General features: G+C 67.6%; 11 protein-coding genes. 3 read left to right on the top strand and 8 right to left on the bottom strand.

The window, feature by feature from the left end; translation table 11 throughout:
- Positions 1-40: 40 nt before the first annotated feature.
- Complete coding sequence (metK, locus tag QLQ15_RS00425; protein ID WP_283210902.1) at positions 41-1,261, bottom strand: methionine adenosyltransferase; 1,221 nt, start codon at positions 1,259-1,261, stop codon at positions 41-43.
- Positions 1,262-1,523: 262 nt separating this feature from the next.
- Here metK and olsF point away from each other — a divergent pair, with 262 nt between their 5' ends.
- From olsF to QLQ15_RS00410, 3 genes are all read left to right on the top strand, one after another.
- On the top strand, positions 1,524-3,254 hold the full coding sequence (gene olsF, locus QLQ15_RS00420) for a bifunctional ornithine lipid synthase OlsF (RefSeq protein WP_283210901.1): 1,731 nt from the start codon (positions 1,524-1,526) through the stop codon (positions 3,252-3,254).
- Complete coding sequence (locus QLQ15_RS00415) at positions 3,251-4,066, top strand: UDP-2,3-diacylglucosamine diphosphatase (RefSeq protein ID WP_283210900.1); 816 nt, start codon at positions 3,251-3,253, stop codon at positions 4,064-4,066. Before olsF ends, QLQ15_RS00415 begins: the two co-directional genes overlap by 4 nt.
- A gap of 93 nt (positions 4,067-4,159) precedes the next feature.
- The gene (locus QLQ15_RS00410) at positions 4,160-5,239 is read left to right on the top strand and encodes a metal-dependent hydrolase (protein ID WP_345782409.1); all 1,080 of its coding nucleotides are present in this window, start codon (positions 4,160-4,162) and stop codon (positions 5,237-5,239) included.
- Between the two features lie 98 nt (positions 5,240-5,337).
- On the opposite strand, the gene QLQ15_RS00405 is transcribed toward QLQ15_RS00410, so the two are convergent.
- The 7 genes from QLQ15_RS00405 to QLQ15_RS00375 form a co-directional block, all read right to left on the bottom strand.
- On the bottom strand, positions 5,338-5,655 hold the full coding sequence (locus QLQ15_RS00405; protein ID WP_283210899.1) for a hypothetical protein: 318 nt from the start codon (positions 5,653-5,655) through the stop codon (positions 5,338-5,340).
- A 252-nt stretch (positions 5,656-5,907) separates the two neighbouring features.
- The gene (locus QLQ15_RS00400) at positions 5,908-6,750 is read right to left on the bottom strand and encodes a class I SAM-dependent methyltransferase (protein WP_283210898.1); all 843 of its coding nucleotides are present in this window, start codon (positions 6,748-6,750) and stop codon (positions 5,908-5,910) included.
- A gap of 86 nt (positions 6,751-6,836) precedes the next feature.
- Positions 6,837-7,850: a tRNA dihydrouridine synthase DusB gene (gene dusB / locus QLQ15_RS00395; RefSeq protein WP_283210897.1), complete on the bottom strand. Its 1,014-nt coding sequence runs from the start codon at positions 7,848-7,850 to the stop codon at positions 6,837-6,839.
- A gap of 34 nt (positions 7,851-7,884) precedes the next feature.
- Entirely contained in the window at positions 7,885-8,967 is a 1,083-nt protein-coding gene (locus tag QLQ15_RS00390; protein ID WP_283210896.1) for a PepSY-associated TM helix domain-containing protein, read from the bottom strand.
- A 19-nt stretch (positions 8,968-8,986) separates the two neighbouring features.
- The gene (locus tag QLQ15_RS00385; protein ID WP_283210895.1) at positions 8,987-11,116 is read right to left on the bottom strand and encodes a TonB-dependent receptor; all 2,130 of its coding nucleotides are present in this window, start codon (positions 11,114-11,116) and stop codon (positions 8,987-8,989) included.
- Between the two features lie 141 nt (positions 11,117-11,257).
- Positions 11,258-12,226: a ribokinase gene (locus tag QLQ15_RS00380; RefSeq protein ID WP_283210894.1), complete on the bottom strand. Its 969-nt coding sequence runs from the start codon at positions 12,224-12,226 to the stop codon at positions 11,258-11,260.
- Positions 12,227-12,230: 4 nt separating this feature from the next.
- Positions 12,231-13,529 carry a NupC/NupG family nucleoside CNT transporter gene (locus QLQ15_RS00375; RefSeq protein ID WP_283210893.1) on the bottom strand — a complete coding sequence of 433 codons (1,299 nt, stop codon included), beginning with the start codon at positions 13,527-13,529 and terminating at the stop codon, positions 12,231-12,233.
- Positions 13,530-13,545 lie beyond the last annotated feature (16 nt).

The following is a 13,545-nucleotide window of genomic DNA, read 5'->3' as shown; positions in this document are numbered from 1 at the left end:
TTGGATCACGACCCGCGCACAGCGCGGCGTCGCGTACCGCTTACTTCAGCTTCGCATCCGAACGCAGCGCGTCGGCGCGGTCGGTCTTCTCCCACGAGAAGGCCGTGGCGGTCTGCTTCTTGCCGGCGCCGTCGACGTACGACACTTCCTTCGGCTTGCGGCCGAAGTGACCGTAGGCGGCCGTCTCCTGGTACACCGGGTGGATCAGATCGAGCATCTTCACGATGCCGTACGGGCGCAGGTCGAAATGCTTGCGGATCAGCTTCTCGATCTTCTCATCCGGAATCTTGCCGGTGCCGAAGGTGGTGACCGAGATCGAGGTCGGCTCGGCCACGCCGATGGCGTAGGAGACCTGCACTTCGCAACGATCGGCCAGGCCGGCGGCGACGATGTTCTTGGCGACGTAACGCGCGGCGTAGGCGGCCGAACGGTCGACCTTCGACGGGTCCTTGCCCGAGAACGCACCACCGCCGTGACGGGCCATGCCGCCGTAGCTGTCGACGATGATCTTGCGACCGGTCAGGCCGCAGTCGCCCACGGGGCCGCCGATCACGAAGATGCCGGTCGGGTTGATGTGGATCTTGTTCTTGGGCAGCGATTCCAGCCACTTCTTCGGCAGGACCGGCTTGAGGATGTGCTCGTACACGCCCTCGACCAGATCCTTCTGCTTGATGCCCGGATCGTGCTGCGTGGACAGCACGACGGCGTCGAGGCCGGCGACGTTGTGGTTGGCGTCATAGCGCAGGGTGACCTGCGACTTCGCGTCCGGACGCAGCCACGGCAGCGGCGAGTTCTTCTTCTTGCGGATCTTGGCCTGCTGCTCGACCAGACGGTGCGAGTAGTAGATCGGGGCCGGCATGAATTCCGGCGCCTCGTTGCAGGCGTAGCCGAACATCAGGCCCTGGTCGCCCGCGCCCTGTTCTTCCGGCTTCTTGCGGTCAACGCCCGCGGCGATGTCCGGCGACTGCTTGCCGAGCATGTTGATGATCGCGCAGGTGTGGCCGTCGAAGCCGACATCGGAGTTGTTGTAGCCGATCTCGTTGATCACGCGGCGCGCCAGCGACTCGATGTCGACCCACGCGGTGGTGGTGACTTCGCCGGCGACGATGGCGGCACCGGTCTTCACCAGCGTCTCGCAGGCCACGCGCGCGCGCTTGTCCTGCGCGAGGATCGCGTCGAGGACGGCGTCGGAGATCTGGTCGGCAATCTTGTCCGGATGGCCTTCGGAGACGGATTCGGAGGTGAACAGGTAGCTGGACATCGAGGTCAATATCCCTTGATTCGGATGAAAGGATGGGCCGGCATGATACAGGCTCGGGCCGGTCGGCGCATTGTGCGCCATGGAGATGTTGCGGACAGGTTAAGCGGGGGCTTCATTTCCGGCCGTCCAGGGCGTCCGGGGCCACGCCTGGGCGGCGGGCGGCCGCTGTCACCGTTCTGACCCCAAACCGCCATTGCGCTGTCGCCGGTCGGGCCCAGCCTTGCGCGGCGAGACGCCCCGCCGGGGCGATGTATCACCTCGCATGCCCCTCGAACGTCGCCTGCAGGAACACTTTCCGCACTGGTTCCGGGGCCGCCGCGCCAGCGTCGCCCGGCCGCTGCTGCGCACGATCGGTCGCTGGTCCCGCTTCGACCAGGTCGAGGCCTTCCTGGCCGCCAACGGTCATCTGCGCGATTTCGAGTTCGTCGCCGCCGCGCTGGATCATCTGCAGGTGCGCTACCAGGCCGATCCGCTGGAGCTCGCCCGCATTCCGGCCTCGGGCCGGTTGCTGATCGTCGCCAACCATCCCTCCGGAGCGATCGACGCGCTCGCGCTGCTGGACCTGGTGGGACGGGTGCGCCGCGACGTGAAGATCGTCGCCAACGATCTGCTCTCCGCGCTGGAGCCGCTGTCCGGGCTGTTGTCGCCGGTGCGCATTCTGGGCGGCAGGCCGAGCCCGCAGAGCCTGCATGCCATCGACGACGCGCTGCAGGCGGAGCAGTGTGTGATCGTCTTTCCCGCGGGCGAGGTCGCGCGATTGGGCCTGCGCGGCGTCACCGACGGTCGCTGGCGCCGCGGCTTCCTGCGTTTCGCGCGTGGCAGTAGTGCGCCGGTGTTGCCCGTGCGCATCGAGGCGCGCAACTCCGCGCTGTTCTACGGCGCCTCGGTGCTGTTCAAGCCCGCCGGTACGGCGCTGCTGGCGCGCGAGATGTTCGCGCGCCGGGCGCATCGCATTGCGCTGCGCATCGGCCGGCCCCTGCAATTGCCCGAGGGCATGGACCCGCAGCGCGTGCTGCGCGATGTCCGCCGGGAGCTGTTCTCTCTGGGACGTCGCCGCGAACAGGGCGCGGCCCCGGCGCCATCGGGTCCGGAGCCCCTCATCGATCCGCTGGACGTGGAGGCCGTGCGCGCCGGCGTGGAAGCGATGCCGCTGCTGGGGCGCACCTTCGATGGCAAGGAGATCCGCGCCGGACGGCTGGCGGCCGGTTCGCCGCTGCTGCGTGAGGTAGGGCGCCTGCGCGAGCTGACGTTCCGTGCGGTGGGCGAGGGCACCGGCCAGCGCCTGGACGTGGACGTCTACGACAGCTGGTACGAACACATCGTGCTGTGGGACGCGCAGGCCGCGAAGATCGCCGGCGCCTATCGCCTCGCGCGCGGTGCCGCCGTGCTGGCGGAGCGCGGACTTGCGGGCCTGTATACCGCTTCGTTGTTCCGCTACGAAGACGACGCGGTCATGCGCATCGCGCAGGGAATGGAGCTGGGTCGCAGCTTCGTGGTGCCCGACTACTGGGGCAGTCGCAGCATCGATTATTTGTGGCAGGGAATCGGCGCGTACCTGGCGCGGCATCCGAACGTGCGTTACCTGTTCGGTCCGGTGTCGATCAGCGCCGCGCTGCCGGCGCAGGCGCGTGAGCAGATCGTGGCGTACTACGCGCGCTACTTCGGCACCGACCGGCCTTGCGCGGCCTCGCGCCAGCCGTTCGTGTACCGCGAGGCGCCGCCGCAGTTCGGCGAGGTGGACGCCGCCACCGCATTCGCCGTGCTCAAGCAGAACCTGGACGCCCTCGGAGCCACGCTGCCGATGCTCTACCGCCAGTACACCGAACTGTGCGAACCCGGCGGCGCGCGCTTCCTCGCCTTCGGCGTGGATCCGGCATTCAGCGATGCGGTCGACGGACTGATCGAGGTCGATCTGCACCGCCTGCGGCCGAAGAAGCGCGAACGCTACCTCGGCGCGCCACGCGCGGTGACCATCACGGAGGCCGCAGGATGACGTCCGTGCCGTCACTGCCGCCGCGCCACCGTGCGGTGTTCGTGTCCGACGTCCACCTGGGTTCCAAACACTGCCACGCTGACGAACTGGCCGACTTTCTCGGCCGGCTGCGCTGCGATCGCCTGTACCTGGTCGGCGACATCGTCGACCTGTGGTGGATGGCGCAACGTCGCGCGCGCTGGGATGCCGCGCACAACCGCGTGGTCGAGACGCTGCACGCACTGCGACGCGCCGGTACCGAGCTGGTGTACGTGCCCGGCAACCACGATCGCCCGATCCGCCGCTTCTGCGGCCTCGCGCTGCCGCGGATGAGCGTGCGTCGCCGAGCGATCCACGTCACCGCCGACGGCCGTCGCCTGCTGGTCAGCCACGGCGACGACTACGACGGCGTGACGCACTTCGGCGGTCTGCAGGAACAGTTCGGCGACTGGCTGTACTACCGCATCCTCACCGGAAACCAGTGGCTAAACCGCCTGCGTCGCACCTGCGGTCGGCGTTACTGGTCGCTGTCTGAATTCCTCAAGCGGCAAAGCGGTGCGGCTGAACGCTACATCGAACGCTTCGTCCAGGCCGGCCTGGCCGACGCGCGCCGGCGCGGACTGGACGGCATCGTCTGTGGTCACATCCATCGCGCCGCATTGTTCGAGCGCGACGGATGCCTGTACGCCAACGACGGCGACTGGGTGGAAAGCCTCACCGCCCTGGTCGAGGATCCCGACGGCACGTTGCGCCTGCTCGCCCACACGGGCGAGACGCTGGCACTGCTGCCCGCACGCGCACGCCTGCCGCACACGATGCCCGATGCCGCCTAGCCAGACGCGATGGTGCGCGTGAGCTCGACCGTGGCGTGATGGCGCCCCCACCGGCACATGCCGCCATCGCGCACGGCCGCGTAGCATCGGTTCATGGACTCGTTGACCCAGATCGTGCTCGGCGCGGCCCTCGCCGCTGCCATCGCGCCGCCGCAACACCGCCGTGCGGCGCTCCTGGCTGGCGCCGCACTGGGCACTTTGCCCGACCTCGATGTGCTGCCCGTCAATCTGCTCACCGACGACCCGGTCGCGCGGATGACCTGGCATCGCAGCGCGAGTCACTCACTGCTGGTGCTGCCGTTCGTCGCATGGGCGATCTGGGCCTGGTGCCGCTCGCGGGGCGGGCGAGTGGCGCAGTCGCCGACGCGCTGGTTCTGGGCCATGCAGGCCGCGTTGCTCACGCATCCGGTGCTGGATGCCTTCACCGTCTACGGGACGCAGCTGTGGTGGCCGTTGCCGGTGAAGCCGGTGATGTGGTCGAGCGTGTTCATCATCGACCCGCTCTATACCGTGTGGCTCCTGCTGGCCTGCGTCATCGCCTGGTTCGCGCGGGAACGCCCCATCGCCAGGCCCGCGCTGCTGGCGGGACTGGCCCTGAGTACGGCGTACCTGGGCGCATCGCTGCTGGCCAAACAGGCGGTGGAGCGCGAAGCCGACCGGGCGCTGGCCACGCTGAACCTGCAGGACGCACCGCGTTTCTCGGTGCCCATGCCGTTCAACATCCTGCTGTGGCGCGTGGTGGCGATGACGCCGGAGGGGTTCGTGGAAGGCGAGCGATCGCTGGTGGCCGACCGCGGGCCCATGCACCTGCGTGAGTACCGCTCGGATGTGCGTGCGCTGTCGCAGGTGTTCGACTACCCCAGCGTGCAGCGCCTGAACTGGTTCAATCGTGGATTCATGAAGGCGCAGGTGCGCGACGACCGCCTGGTGCTCTCCGACCTGCGCATGGGAGCCGAGCCGGACTACACCTTCCGCTTCGCCGTCGCCCAGCGCGAAGGCGAGGGCTGGCGCGAGATTCCGCCGGAACAATTGCAGTGGCCCTGGCACGCGGGCCGCCGCCTTGGGGCGATGTGGCAGCGCATCTGGCACATGCCCGACGACCATGACGCGGATGCTGTGAGCAAACGTACAGTGCTGTCGCAATCCTCGGCCGGTCCACGCGCGCCGCGCTGAGCTGACTGCGGCAAACGCTCCATCCCGGGCCGCGTGGCGAGCACGCGGCCCGGATCAGCGGCGACACACCCTGTCGTGCCCGCGATCCGCCATGGGCTTCACAGTGCCTTGTCGCCCGCGACGTCGCGCGGGATCTGCACGATGTACTGATGGCCTTCCTTGTCGCGCAGGGCCACCGATTCGCCGTTCATCAGCCGGTAGTAGTTGTCCTTGCCGACGGCTGCGACGAACTTGTGCAGCGAGCGATCGTAGGTGTACGGATACTCAGCGAACGCGGTGCGCGCACCGAGCACCATCTGTACCTTGCGTTCGGTCAGGCCGGTGATCTTCGACAGGTCACCGATAGGATCTTCGGCGGCCCATGCGGGCGCCGTTGTTGCCATCGCGAGCGCGATGAATGCGATCTTGGCTTTCATGACAGCCTCCTGGGGTCGCCGAGGCGCTGCGGCGGGGTCCGCAGTGGGAGGTCGCCCCGACCGTGTCAGGTTGCCGACAATGCGATGGGAATACATCGCCCAAAGGGGCTTGTTACTTATGACCTGCACCGTTGGTCGCGATGCATCGATGCGCACAACGCGATGCGTTCAATCGTGTGTGTGGAATGACAAGACCGTTACATACGAAATGCTTTCACTGGAAACCTGTGCACATTGCGTTATGCAATGCGGTCAATACACCGTCGCGCGCGCCTGCACGAAAGCGTAGAAGAACACCGCGTTCGGATCGTTCTGTACCTGCTGCATCTCGCGCCGCATGCCGTCGACCACATCGGGCGTCACGCGCTGCGCGGACAGCAACTGGTCGGCGGCGGAAAGCAGCAGCTCTTCCCAGAACGCGATCATCGTCTTGCGGCGCGCTGGCTCCCGGTTGTCGAAGTAGAAGGTCTTGACCTCGGTGGTGACGTCGCGGAACCCACCGGCGAGCAGCAGGTTCCCCAGCTTCGCGCCTATGAACGGATCGCCGCCGCTTTCGTACTGGAAGTCGTTGAAGGCCATCCAGTAGCGCCAGACATTCGGCGAGTACGGGTCGAGCAGGAAAGACGAGTTCATCACTTCGGTGATGTACACCGGCGACCCGGGCGACAGCACGCGACGCACTTCGTTGAGCACGCGCGCAGGCGCGGGCACGTGTTCAAGAACCCAGCAAAGGAATGCAGCATCGAAGCTGCGCGGCTCGAACGGCAGGTTGGTGGCGTCGGCGCGATGCAGCGCATAGCGGCCGTCCAGCCACGGCATCGCGTCCAGGTTGGTGCGCGCGGCCGACAGTTGCGCCTGGTTGAGGTCGACGCAGGTCACGCGCAGGTCGGGGAAGCGACGCAACAGGATCTCGGTTTGCGCACCCACGCCGCTGCCCACTTCCAGCAGATTGCGGGCGCCGGTGTAGTCGATGTCGTGGAAGACGGTCGGTTCGGCCAGCTTCGCCTGCTTGACCAGGCGTGCCTGCTCGGTGCTGGAAAATCCGTGCAGATAGGGAAAATCGCAGCTGCGTTCGGGAGGGCGTTCGTCGGACATGGCAGCGGCCTCGTGAGGGCAGGCTGCGATGCTGGCACAGGGCGTGTCAGGAATCGTTGAGGGCGACGGCGGTCAGCGGTCGGCGATCAGGCCGCGGCAGGCAGGTGCGGCACCACGCCGGCGATCAGGGCGTCGAAGTAGTCGCGGGTGAGTCGCAGCTGGTCCTCGGCGGATTCGGCGCGGTTCACGACGGAGCGGAACGCCGCGTTCTCGGGGCGGTCCTTCGCATACCAGCCCAGGTGCTTGCGGGCGATGCGCACGCCGGAGGGTTCGCCATAGAACGCGTGCAGGTGTTCCAGATGGCCCAGCAACACGTCGCGCACTTCGGCCAGCGAGGGTTCGGGCAGGAGTTCGCCATGTGCCAGGTAATGCGCGATCTCCCGGAAGATCCACGGCCGGCCCTGCGCGGCGCGGCCGACCAGCACCGCATCGCAGCCAGTTCGTGCCAGCACCTGCGCCGCCTTGTGCGGCGAATCGATGTCGCCATTGGCGAACACCGGGATAGACAGCGCCGCCTTCACCTCGGCGATGGTGTCGTACTCGGCAGTGCCGGTGTACTGCTGGTCGCGCGTGCGGCCGTGCACCGCGAGCGCGGCGATGCCGGCGTCCTGCGCGATGCGCGCGATCTGCATCGCGTTGCGCTGATCGGTCGCCCAGCCCGTGCGGATCTTCAGCGTGACCGGCACATCGACGGACTTCACGACCGCCTCCAGGATGCGCGCGACCAGCTCCGGCTCGCGCATCAGCGCCGATCCGGCCCAGGCGTTGCACACCTTCTTCGCCGGGCAGCCCATGTTGATGTCGATGATCTGCGCGCCATGGTCGACGTTGTAGCGCGCGGCATCGGCCATCACCTCCGGCACGGTGCCGGCGATCTGCACGCTGATCGGCGCCGGTTCGCCCTCGTGGTCCATGCGATGGCGCGACTTGGCGGTGTTCCAGAAGCGCGGATCGGACGTGGTCATCTCCGACACGCACAGGCCGGCGCCCAGGCGCTTGCACAGCACGCGAAACGGTTTGTCGGTCACGCCCGCCATGGGCGCGAGGATCACGCGCGGCGCGATCTCGTGTGGCCCGATGCGGAAGGAGGCGTTCGACATGCGCCCATTGTAACGGGCGTCCCGCGCGGGTCGCTCAGCGATGCCCGCGCCGGCGCCGCCAGAACAGGAAGCCCGTAACCAGCAGGAACGCGGGCAACAGGCCGATGACGGCGGTGACCCATTTCATCGTAGTGCCGCCGACCGCGCCTACGTGCAGCGGATACAGCGCCTGACTCATGCGCAAGCCCAGGCGATGCGTGGTGGCATCGACGGTCTGCAGCACGCGACCCTCGCGCGACAGCGACACCGTGCTGCGACCGACCGGATGCCATTCGCCGTTTGCCTGCGCGCGGAAGGCGACCACGCCTTCGTCGGGGTCGGGCACCGACACGCGCGCGAGGCGCGCGTCGGGCAGGGCTGCGCGCGCCTGCGCGATGGCCTTGGTCCAGTCGATGGACGCCGTGTCCTTCGGCAATTCCGGTGCCTTCACGTTCTCGCCGCCGAACGCGGCGACAAAAACCTTCTGGAAGCCACGCCCGTACACCATGCCGATGCCCGTCACCGTGGCCAGCAACAGCAACGGCAACAGGACCACGCCACTGCTGCGGTGCCAGCTCAGCCAGCGGCGCACGGGCGGGCCGGCGTGCACTTTGAGTTGTGCCAGATACCGGCCGCTGCGCGGCCACCACAGGTACAGCCCGATCAGCACCAGCGCCAGCGAGGTCCAGCCGAACACGCCCAGCACTTCCTTGCCGGTCTTGCCGCCCAGGAGTTCCACGTGCCATTCGTGCAGCCACATCAGCACGTCGTCGTGATGGCTGCGGTAGAGCAGCAGCGCGCCATCCTCGGGCGCGAAGTATTGCCGGTGCCCATCCTCGAAGTAGGCCTGCCAGACCGGCAGGTCTTCGCGCGGGAGGTCGAGCGAACGCATGCCCTCCGGGCCCCAGCGCTCGATCAGTCGCGCGAGCACGCGTCCGTCGGCGACGGGCGCATGCTGCGCGAGCTGCGGGTGCTGCAGCTTCAGAAGATCGACATGGAACACCAGCACCGTGCCCGCCAGCGAACACAGCGCGAACACGATGCCCACCGTGAGCCCCACCCACAGATGCAGCCACGACAGCACTGCACGCACGCGTCGCCGGGGCGGCGCGTGGGTGGTCAGCGGAGTCGAGGCCATGTCCATCCGGAACGGTGTATCAGAACCTGTGCTGCCATCCCACCGTCAGCACGCGGCCGCGGCCGGCGGTGTAGGTGTCGTTGCGCGGCGGCGAAACCTGCGAGTTGTAACTGATGTACTGCTCGCCCAGCAGGTTCTCGATGCCGACGTTGAGGTAGCCCACCGGCAGCTGCACGCGCGTCTGCACGTCGACCGTGGTGTAACCCTCGAAATGGTCGTTCGACGCCGTCACGCCGGGGTACTGGAAGTCGCGGTCGAAGGCATGACTGAGCTGCAGTCGCGTGGATACGGTGGCGTTCCAGCTCTGGTCCCAGAACGCGGTGAGGCGGTCGGGGCTGACGTTGGCGCCGGGCATGTCCGCATCGACGCGCTGGTCCTTGTTGCTGTCGTAACGCGCGTCCGTGCTTGCGTAGGCCAGACCGACGCGACCGGCGTCGGAGAACTGGAACGCGGCACTGCCTTCGAAGCCGCTGATTTCCGTGCGTTCGCGGGCGACGTTGTAGGTCTGCGTGGCCGCGTCGTAGTCCAGGCGCGAGCCGAAGTCGGAGTCGGACCAGAACGCCGCCACGTGCACGATCCAGCGACCGTCGTCGTAGTCCAGGCCGATCTCCTGGTTGTCGGCGATGACCGGCTTCAGGTCGACCAGGTTGTCCACGCGCTGGCCCGGTCGGGCAATCGCGCGCAGCACGCGGCCGATGTCGGCGACGCTGTAGCCTTCCGAGTACGACGCATAGAACTTCAGCGCGTCCGTCGCTTCCCACACGATGCCCAGGTTGGGGAGCGTTTCACTCGTCGTCGGCGTACCGCCCTGCACGAACTGGCTGCCACCGGCGTTGGCCGGGATGGTGGTGTAGTCGTCCACTTCGAGCTTGCCGTGCTCGTAACGCAGGCCGCCGGAGATCATCACCGAATCGCTGACCCACCACTCGGCCTGCACGAACGGCGACCAGGATTGGTACGTCGTCTCGGGTACCCAGTCCAGGCCGGCGCGCACCAGTTCCTGCGAGGTCGTGTCGCGGGCCAGGTCCAGGCCCAGCGTGGCACGCAGCCGCAGTCCGAACAGATCGCCCCGCGACCAGCTGAACTTGCCACCGACCTTCTCGGAAACGTTCTGCGACTGGTCCCACCATGCCGGGTCGCGGCCATCGCCCCAGAAGTTGCCCCAGTCGCTGCTGCCGTACAGGCCCTTGAAATCGACCCAGTACAGCTGGCTCTGCAGGTAGCCGCCGGCGAGGTTCTTGTCGATGTAGTCCAGGGACAGCGAAGTGGAGCGGTTGCGCGGGCCTTCGCCCAGCGGCGTGCCGCGCACGGAGCTGGCGGGAATGCCGTTGACTGCGTTTCCGTTGACCACCGCGTAGTCGTTGTTGCCCTGCAGTTCGTAGTGGTTGGCGGTCAGCTGCAGGCGGCGCTCTTCGTCGAAGTTCCAGCCTGTCTTGGCGAAGAGGTTGTAGCTTTCCGAATCCATCAGGTCACCCTGCACGGCGTTGACGGCCAGAGGGTTGCCGTCGCCGTCGTAGTACAGGCCTTCGCTGGCGTAGGACGCGCCACCGACGAAATCGAAACTGCCGCGACGCGTGCCGAACAGGTAAGAGGCGCGATAGCCGGTGCTGTCGCTTTCGTGCGGCAGGGCGGAGCTGCCCGACACCGAGACGTCCTGGAAGGTCGCCCCGTCCTGGCGCGGCGCGCGCTTGGTGATGATGTTGATGATGCCGCCCGATGCGCCCAGGCCCTGCAGCGCGTTGGCGCCGTGGATGACCTCGATGCGCTCGATCATCGACGGATCGATCGTGTGGCCGTCGCGACCGCCCTCGCGCAGCGGCGTGGACTGCGGCACGCCATCCACGAGGTACAACGGCTTGCGGCCGCGCAGCGTCTCGCCACTGTTGGTCAGTTTCTGGCGCGAGGGCGCGAACGACGGAATCAGGTTGGCCAGCACCTGCGAGAGGTCCTGCGTGACCGCCAGCTGCTGCTGCAACTGCTTCTGGTCGATGATCGTGATGGTGTTGGGCAGCGCCGCTTCCGAATCCGGAACGCGACTGGTGCTGGCGGAGACGGTGATGCGGTCGATGTCGGTGGTGTCTTCGGCGTGGGCGACGGGTGCGACGAAGGCGGCCAGCAGGGCGCTGGCGAGCAGGTGGCGACGGGGCATGCGGGGGTCCGTGACGACTGGATCAGCCCACTATGTTAATGCGAAGCATTCTCGTTTGATAGGTCGGGCAGCGGGCGAGGCGCCTGAAAGCGCGCCTGCTTGACCCAAATCAAGCCGGGTGGGTGTGCCGATCCGGCTGCTTCAATCGAACCGCGCGCGCACGTCGGCGTCGTGCGGCATCGACGCCGCGGCACCGGCACGTTCGGTCGACAGGGCTGCGTAACGGTTGGCGTAGTGCAGGTGGTCGGCGAACGCGGCAGTGGGATTCCGCGCCCACGACGCCGACAGCGCGCCGTTGAACGCATCGCCCGCGCCGGTGGTGTCCTGCGGTTGCACGTGTGCGGCGGCGACGCGGTAGTGCGTCCGTGCATCGCCGTGCAGGCGCCCTGGCGCATGGGAGACGAAACAGCCCGCGGCGCCCAGCGTGATGACCACGGTGCCCTGCGGAAGCAGGCGGCGGCACAGCGCGTGCAGGGTGTCGTCGTCGTGCGCGACGAGCGTGGCAGCATCCAGGCGCTCGCCGGCGTGGCGCGCCAGCTGTGCGCAGAATTCGGTTTCGTTCGGCGTGATGACATCCGCCAGCCCGAGCAGCGACGCCGGCGCAAGCGCATCGGCCGGCGCGGGGTTGAGCACGGTGCGAACACCTGCGGCGCGGGCAGCGGCGAATGCCGCCTCCACCGCGGGCAGCGGGGATTCCAGCTGGGCCAGCACCACGTGCGCCTTCGCGATCGCGGCCTGTTGGGTCTGCACGAAATCCGCGCCGAGGTCCGCGTTCGCGCCCGGACCGATCACGATCGAGTTGCGTCCATCGTGGTCCACGTAGATGCCGGCCGTACCCGTCGGCGCTTCGCTGGCATGGTCGCGCAGGTCGATGCCGTCGGCCGTGGCGAGCGCCCGTGCGAGCTGTCCGCCCAGATCGTCGCCGAGCGCGCAGACGAATGTCGTCGTTGCGCCGGCGCGTGCGGCAGCGGTGGCCTGGTTGAAGCCCTTGCCGCCGGGGCCGGTGTGGTAATGGCCACTCAGCGTTTCGCCGGGTCGCGGCAGTGCTGCGACCGTCCACACGTGGTCGACGTTGAACGAGCCGACGACGACGACGCGCGCGCCATCCATCACGTCAGCTGCCGAACCAGGTCAGCACGCCGGCGATCGTTGCCGTCATGAAGGTGGCGATCGAGCCGCCCAGCACCGCGCGCAGGCCGAAGCGGGCCAGGTCCTGTCGACGTTCCGGGGCGAGGCCGCCGATGCCGCCGATCTGGATCGCGATCGAGCTGAAGTTGGCGAAGCCGCACAGCGCGTAGGTGGCGATCAGGCGGCCCTGGTCGGTCAGCGTCACACCGGCGACCTTGCCATTGACGATGTCGGCCAGCTGCAGGTACGCGACAAATTCATTGATGACGACCTTCTGGCCGATCAGGCTGCCCACGACCGGGGCGTCCTGCCACGGCGTGCCGATCACCCACGCCAGCGGCGCGAGGGCGTAGCCGAAGATGGTGGCCAGGTCGAACGGCTTGCCGATCGCGGCGGAAATGCCGGTCACGTCGCCCAGCCAGGTCAACGGCCAGTTGACCAGCGCGATCAGTGCGATGAAGGCCAGCAGCATCGCGCCGATGTTCAACGCCAGGCGCAGGCCGTCACCGGCGCCCGCAGCAGCGGCATCGATGATGTTGGCGGTGTTCTTCTCCACTTCCATCTTCACGGTGCCGCGGGTGAGCGGTTCACCGGTTTCGGGCACGAGGATCTTGGCGATGACCAGCGTGGCCGGCGCGGCCATGATCGACGCCGCCAGCAGATGCTTGGCGTAGAACGCCTGCTGTTCCGGATCGCCGCCGCCCAGCATGCCCACGTACGCGGCGAGCACGCCGCCGGCGATGTGCGCCATGCCGCCGATCATCATCGTGATCAGCTCCGACTCGGTCATCTTCGGGATATAGGGGCGCACCGTCAGCGGCGCCTCGGTCTGGCCGATGAAGACGCTGGCGCAGACGCTGGTGGTTTCCGCGCCGGACACGCGCATGACCTTGGTGATCACCCACGCCATCGCACGCACGACCGCCTGCATCACGCCCAGGTGATACAGCACGCCCATCAGTGCGGCGAAGAAGATGATGGTGGGCAGCACCTGGAAGGCGAAGATGAAGCCGTAGGTGTTCACGTCCATCAGGCTGCCGAAGATGAACTTCGAGCCCTCGCCGACGAAGCTGAGCACTTTCACGAAGCCGTGGCCGATCGCGTCGAACGCGTCCTTGCCGCCCGGCACCAGCAGCACGAGTGCGGCGAAGGCGATCTGCAGGCTCACGCCCGTGGCGACCAGCTTCCAGTCCACGCGACGGCGGTTGTTCGAGGCCAGCCACGCGATGCCGACAAGCACAGCAAGACCAAACAGGCCAAAGGCCACCCGGGTAATGGCTTCCACTCAGTTCTCCCCATTG

The organism is Lysobacter stagni (assembly GCF_030053425.1).
Lineage (GTDB): Bacteria > Pseudomonadota > Gammaproteobacteria > Xanthomonadales > Xanthomonadaceae > Lysobacter_J > Lysobacter_J stagni.
This window is presented reverse-complemented; position numbering and strand designations above follow the sequence as displayed.